This is a genomic window from Bartonella sp. AA23NXGY, assembly GCF_042197165.1.
GTDB lineage: Bacteria > Pseudomonadota > Alphaproteobacteria > Rhizobiales > Rhizobiaceae > Bartonella.
Map to the genome: position 1 here is coordinate 1 of NZ_JBHIRO010000037.1, position 5,954 is coordinate 5,954.

The following is a 5,954-nucleotide window of genomic DNA, read 5'->3' on the forward strand; positions in this document are numbered from 1 at the left end:
CTCACCTCTTCAAAATACACCACGTCAATTTGACCTGCTGTCTGCTTTATTTCTGATAGCCATTGTTTAAAACGCAAATAACGCATTCCACCGCCTTCAAAACGGCGCGATTGAAAATTCACGGTACCACTGAATATGTCACCCTCGGCATTGCGAAACGCCCACCCCGTTTTGGTACCTAGATCAAAACAAAGAATCGTGTTAATCACCACGCCGCTCCATACAAAATGTGTTTTATAGGATTGTTTTTTTCTGAAAATGAAGGAAAGAAGGGTGTAAGAAGTATGCAAGCGATTTTAAATTGGATAGAACAGCATCCTGTATTATTTTCTGCGTTTTCTGTTTTATTTTCTGCACTTTCTTCGGTTGGTGCTTTATTATCCGCAATTTTTGCTTTTCTTTCTATTAAACAGACATTTAAATTAAGAGAAGAAGATCGAATAGAAGCTGCAAAATCAAGAGAAGAAGATCGCATAGAAGCTGCAAAATTGAGAAAGGAAGATCGAGAAAAAGATGAAAAATTGAGAAAGGAAGATCGAGAAAAAGATGAAAAATTGAGAAAGGAAGATCGAGAAAAAGATGAAAAATTAAGAGAAGAAGATCGCATAGAAGCTGCAAAATTGAGAAAGGAAGATCGAGAAAAAGATGAAAAATTAAGAGAAGAAGATCGAGAAAAATTTAAAACAGAATTAGCCAATGCCATGGACATAGCTAAATCAACTAGACAACAAGCGATATCAATGAAAAAGCTTGCCACAGTTCTGGAAAAACAATTAGAGATTTTAGAAGAAAAAAAGCTCCGTGTTACCACACACAGTTCATGGATAAGTGATAATCCTAATGATATCTTTCCAGTAATATATGTATCTTTAATCATTACAAATGCTACAAAACAAACAATTAAAATCAACTCTATCAGCATACAGGATAATAGCCTTTTTATCTTTATGTCCGCATGCTATCGTGAACTTTTGCCACAATCACTAGGAGCACTACATTACATCCATCCTCAACAGGAAAAACACTTATGCTTAAAGAAACCTCGAGTCGATCCACCCATACATAGCGATATTGATCCATTTAGCCTCAAACCTTCTGGTCTATTAGGACTAATTATTGGTGTTTTTCCTATAGACAGAAACTCAGAAATTCCTTTAATATTGACTATGGAGCACACTGCCGTAAATCCTTTAAATCCACCAGAAAAAGTGACTTTTTGCCCCGAATATTTTAATATTAAACCAAGTAATAAACTATCCGATCTGTTGTATTCCAAGCTGTTTCCATTCAATAAATAACCGTTTTCCAACATGATGAATAACGCTGTTGTTCCTCAGGGCTTTTTTCAGCCAACTCGGCCCATGTCATTGGCTTTGGTTTCATAAGAAGAAATGATAAATATTGTGCCCTATCCCATTTATTGGCTTCTGCAACTGTAACCGATTGTTTTGCCATAAACCATCTATTGAAATCTTCAATAATTTCAATTGCTTCATTCTTTTTCTGCTCATCCTTCATCAATTGTATTAGTATCTTTTGCGTTCTATCATCTTCTTCATTTACAATTGGGGCTTTTTCTACAAACTCTCTTACAAGCGCACGAACATCTTCAGACTCTTGAAGATTTTCATAAATATTTTCATATTCAGTCAAATATTCTTGCTCTTTAGATTTCTTCTGTTCAGATTCCAACAAACGTTCTTGCACTTCTTTTTGTAATTTTTGTAAATGTTGTATTTTCTCTTCATTTTCTGCTAGCTGTTCTTCCATCAATGCTTTTTGTGACGCTATTAACTCATTTTTTTCTGCTAGCTGTCCTTCCATCAACGCTTTTTGTGACGCTATTAACTCATCTCGTTCTTTTATCGCTTGTCTAAGCATTTTTATGTTTTTAAAATTGGTATAAACCGCATAACATGAACACAAATTAGCAATACAAGATATAATAAGTGCAATTAAGCCCATCCCTCTCTCCTCACTTACCCTTCTTCTTACTCTTCTTATTCTTATGAAGCGGCGCTTTTACTGCTTCATCACGCGGCTTAAGCTCTTGTGTTAGTCTTTGAATTTCCTCGTCGCGTGATTGCACATCTGCTTTTAGTGCCTGTATCTTTTCACTTTTCCGTTTGAACTCTTCTCGGTACGCATCTATCTTTTGTTTCAGTTCTTTAATTTCCGTATCACGTGATTGAACATCTGCTTCGAGTGTCATTACAACTTCACTTACATTTCTGAACGCCTTTTCATGCTCTTCAGTCTTTTGTTTCAGTTGTTTAATTTCCTCGTCACGTTCTTCAATCTCTTGCTTCAGTTGTTTAATTTCCTTGTCACGTTCTTCAAGATCCGCATCACATTCATCAATTGTCTGCTTGCTTTCCTTTAAATACCTAAACTCATTCTCTTTCATTTTTTTCTTAATATCTTGAACCTGCTCTTTAAGTGCTTTAACTTGATCGCGATAATGCAATGCAATACGAAACATCACTCCGCTTAAGAGCAAAACTGAAACCACTGCTATCCATAAAATTTCATTCGAACTCATTTTGATCTCCTTAATGCTGCAATCTATCGCCCGTCTGATCAACACCGCGACTTTTAGAAATTGAAGAAAAATTCTCTTGATACCAATCGCTAGGACTTATGTAATTATCAGTAACTTCTGCTATTTTTTGTATTATCCTAGGATGCGGAAATCGCTTCTTATTCACATAGCGTGCTATAGATGCTTGTGTAACACCTACCAAAATCGCAAACTCGGCATAAGTAATATTATTCTTTGATAAATACAGTTTTAGTTTAGACATTCCTCTTTTTACCATATTGGTATTATTAAGACAAGCATATTTTACCATATTGGCATTTGAAAGGATATTTTTTTTAATTAGGATAAGAATCATGAATAATTTGAAATTTTTCAGACAAAAAGTAGGTTTAACTTCAAAAGAATTAGCCGAATTGGTAGGGACTAGTCAGCCACAAATTTTTCGTTTAGAAAATGGACAACGAAAATTAACAAAGGAGTGGGCTGTACGTTTGGCGCCACACTTAAAAATTACCCCCAAACAACTGTTGTTTTCAGGAAATAAGCCTAATAGCTTAGATGAACAAATTGAAGATATGTTAGAGCATCTAAGCTACGATAATAAGGTTAAACTTCTTGATCTCCTTTCTTCATTTTATCAAGATAAAAAAGAATAAACTCTCTTTTTTCATCTTCTGTCAATTTATCCCATAGTTCTAATATTTGCGTATTAATTGACCATTTTTCATCCATTTTTTCTACTCTAAAAAAATATAAAATAAAAAAATAACCATTTTGGTATTGACTTTAAATTACCGTTTTGGTATCAAATATCCCATATCTTAGAAAATAACTTTTGCCAATAGGCAGTATGGAGGCATTTGTGAATAAACCAGTGTTTATAAATTCTGATGAAATTCTCTTAGTGATGTGCGAAAATGAAGAACAAAATCTCGCTAAATCTGGTCCTTTATTAGAAGAAAAGGACATTATCAATTTTATCGACCAAACCGATAATGCTGTCCAAATTTTGCGCGTAGAACCAACGACTAATCGTTGCGAAGATATCTCTGAAGATATTGCTGAGTTTTATCTCAAACTACGTGAACAAAAGTGTTTTGATGGCAAAATACCGCATGACTTTATTCTACACAGCACAGCATACGGTTTTTTTTTAGATGATATAAAACAGCGCGAATATGATGATGCAATGTATGGTTCTTACGAAAAACAACACCGTTTGCGTCCTTGTGATGTGCTTTAAAAGCTAAAGGCGTTTTTAAAAGACGCCTCCTTTTCAAAAAATTCACCACACAATGCAATGCCGTTCTTTTGCAAGAACGACAAAGGCAGAATCTAACTTAAAGGAGTAAAACCATGGAAAAAAAATACGAAATGACTGATGAAACAATCGAAGTTGGGGGCAAAACTCTCCACCGCATTCGTGCATTGAGAGACTTTGGAAGAGTCAAGAAAGGTGACGTTGGTGGTTTTATAGAGCATGAGGGTAATTTATCACATGATGGCAATTGCTGGGTTGGAGATAGTGCAAAGGTTTTTGGGAATGCCGAAGTCTATGCCAATGCACTAATCCAAGATTGTGCATTGGTTTATGATAACGCAACAATTTTCGATGATGCACAAATTTTGAGTGGTGCACACATTTTCAATCATGCAAAAGTTTACGGTAATGCCCGTGTTCACGTACTTGCAAAAATTTATGGGAACGCGAAAGTGTACGATAAAGCTTCTGTTTCTGGTAATGCACGAATATACCATGATGCAAAGATTGGCGGTAATGCAATAATTTCAAAGAACGCAGAAATTTTTGACGATGCTTGTGTTTTTGAATCCGCATTGATTGCAGATGATGCACGTGTTTTTGGAAAGGCTAAGGTTTATGGCAATGCCGCAATCCACCAAGGTGCACATGTTTCTGAAAAAGCTAAAATTGGCGGTCACGCAGAAATCTCTGGAAATGCCCGTGTGTTTGGTGGTGCACTAGTTTGCGAGAATGCCAAAGTAACCGGAAATACAAAAGTATCTGGAAATGACACTGTTTTAAGATAAGGGCATGAGGCAATAAACCATGGAAAAAAAATACGAACTTACTGATGAAACAATTGAGTTTGGGCGCAGAACGCTCCGCCGCATTCGTGCACTGAGAGACTTTGGATATGTCAAAAAAGGTGACCTAGGCGGTTTTATAGAAAAAGAGAGCAACTTAAGCCATAAGAGAGACTGTTGGATTTTTGGCAATGCACACGTTTACGGTGATGCCAAAGTTTATGATGATGCGCGGGTTTATGGGAATGCACGCGTTTATGGCAATGCACAAGTTTTTGATTATGCCGAAGTTGGTGGTGCTGATGTTGGAGATAATGCCAAGGTTTTTGACTATGCGCGGATTTATGGGAATTCTGTTATAGGGAAAAGTGTACACGTTTACGGAAATGCTAAAATTTACAATCAAGCATATATTTGCTGTCGTGTAGACATTGCTGGAAATTGTAAAATTAGTGGCTCCACCGTAATCGTAGAACGTGAGAAATAGTAATCATGGAAAAAAAATACGAATTTACTGATGAAACAATCGAAGTTGATGGCAAAATCCTTCACCGCATTCGTGCACTGAGAGATTTGGGGGACGTCAAGAAAGGTGATCTTGGCGGCTATATTGAGACTGAAGAGAACCTATCGCATGAGGACTATTGTTGGGTTGCGGATAATGCATGTATTTATGACAATGCACTAGTTTCCGATGAGGCACAAGTTTTTGGCAATGCACGTGTTTATAACAATGCACGCGTTATCGATTATGTAGAAGTTTACGGTAATGCCAAAGTTTATGATGATGCGCTGGTTTTTGATGGTGCTAGGATTTTTGATGATGCACATGTTTACGAGAGCGCACGCGTTTACTACGGGGCATGCGTTTACGGTCGTGCAGAAATTTACGGTGAGACACACGTTTACGGTAAGGCACACGTTTACGGTAAGGCAGAGGTTTACGATTGTGCACGCGTTTTCGATGAAGCACGTGTTTACGGTAAGGCAGAGGTTTACGGTTATGCATGCGTTTCCGATAAGGCAGAAGTTTACGATTGTGCACGCGTTTTCGATGAAGCACGTGTTTATGGTAAGGCAGAGGTTTACGGTTATGCATGCGTTTCCGATAAGGCAGAAGTTTACCGTAGCGCACACGTTGATGACTATAACGCCATCTCAACTGGAGAAAAGACCAGATGAAAAAATACGAACTTACTGATGAAACAATTCAGTTTGATGGATACCTTACGCTTTACCGCATACGTGCATTAAAAGATTTTGGTGATGTTAAGGCTGGGGACCTTGGGGGCTTTGTAGAGTATGAAGACAATTTAAGTCAAAAAGACGATTGCTGGATTTATAATGATGCCAAGGCGTATTGTTG

The 5,954-nt window shown here is 37.1% G+C and carries 9 protein-coding genes and 2 pseudogenes; 7 read left to right on the forward strand and 4 right to left on the reverse strand.

Annotated features, from left to right (window positions below; all coding sequences use genetic code 11):
* Positions 1 to 209, reverse strand: a pseudogene (locus ACFINY_RS09215) (hypothetical protein); the annotation flags it as partial.
* Between the two features lie 75 nt (positions 210 to 284).
* On the opposite strand from ACFINY_RS09215, the gene ACFINY_RS09220 reads away from it, so the two are divergent.
* A complete protein-coding gene (locus tag ACFINY_RS09220; protein WP_375701034.1) occupies positions 285 to 1,298 on the forward strand; it encodes a hypothetical protein in 1,014 nt (337 codons plus the stop codon).
* On the opposite strand, the gene ACFINY_RS09225 is transcribed toward ACFINY_RS09220, so the two are convergent.
* The 3 genes from ACFINY_RS09225 to ACFINY_RS09235 are packed head-to-tail and all read right to left on the reverse strand — an operon-like array spanning position 1,288 to position 2,804.
* A complete protein-coding gene (locus ACFINY_RS09225; RefSeq protein ID WP_375613781.1) occupies positions 1,288 to 1,965 on the reverse strand; it encodes a hypothetical protein in 678 nt (225 codons plus the stop codon). The two genes, ACFINY_RS09220 and ACFINY_RS09225, sit on opposite strands and share 11 nt — an antisense overlap.
* Positions 1,966 to 1,975: 10 nt before the next feature.
* Positions 1,976 to 2,542, reverse strand: a complete 567-nt coding sequence (locus ACFINY_RS09230) for a hypothetical protein (protein ID WP_375701035.1) — start codon at positions 2,540 to 2,542, stop codon at positions 1,976 to 1,978.
* A gap of 10 nt (positions 2,543 to 2,552) precedes the next feature.
* A complete protein-coding gene (locus ACFINY_RS09235) occupies positions 2,553 to 2,804 on the reverse strand; it encodes a helix-turn-helix domain-containing protein (RefSeq protein ID WP_375612601.1) in 252 nt (83 codons plus the stop codon).
* Positions 2,805 to 2,895: 91 nt separating this feature from the next.
* Between ACFINY_RS09235 and ACFINY_RS09240 the strand changes: the two genes are divergently transcribed.
* The 6 genes and pseudogenes from ACFINY_RS09240 to ACFINY_RS09265 all read left to right on the forward strand — a co-directional run.
* Positions 2,896 to 3,198 (forward strand): helix-turn-helix domain-containing protein, encoded by a 303-nt coding sequence (locus ACFINY_RS09240; protein ID WP_100128398.1) that lies wholly within the window; start codon positions 2,896 to 2,898, stop codon positions 3,196 to 3,198.
* A gap of 206 nt (positions 3,199 to 3,404) precedes the next feature.
* A complete protein-coding gene (locus ACFINY_RS09245) occupies positions 3,405 to 3,785 on the forward strand; it encodes a hypothetical protein (protein WP_375610977.1) in 381 nt (126 codons plus the stop codon).
* A 113-nt stretch (positions 3,786 to 3,898) separates the two neighbouring features.
* Positions 3,899 to 4,591 carry a hypothetical protein gene (locus ACFINY_RS09250; RefSeq protein WP_375668669.1) on the forward strand — a complete coding sequence of 231 codons (693 nt, stop codon included), beginning with the start codon at positions 3,899 to 3,901 and terminating at the stop codon, positions 4,589 to 4,591.
* A 19-nt stretch (positions 4,592 to 4,610) separates the two neighbouring features.
* Entirely contained in the window at positions 4,611 to 5,075 is a 465-nt protein-coding gene (locus ACFINY_RS09255; RefSeq protein ID WP_375668668.1) for a hypothetical protein, read from the forward strand.
* Positions 5,076 to 5,080: 5 nt separating this feature from the next.
* Positions 5,081 to 5,770: a hypothetical protein gene (locus ACFINY_RS09260; protein WP_375612643.1), complete on the forward strand. Its 690-nt coding sequence runs from the start codon at positions 5,081 to 5,083 to the stop codon at positions 5,768 to 5,770.
* A pseudogene (locus ACFINY_RS09265) lies at positions 5,767 to 5,954 on the forward strand (hypothetical protein); the annotation flags it as partial. The gene ACFINY_RS09260 and the pseudogene ACFINY_RS09265, both read left to right, overlap by 4 nt.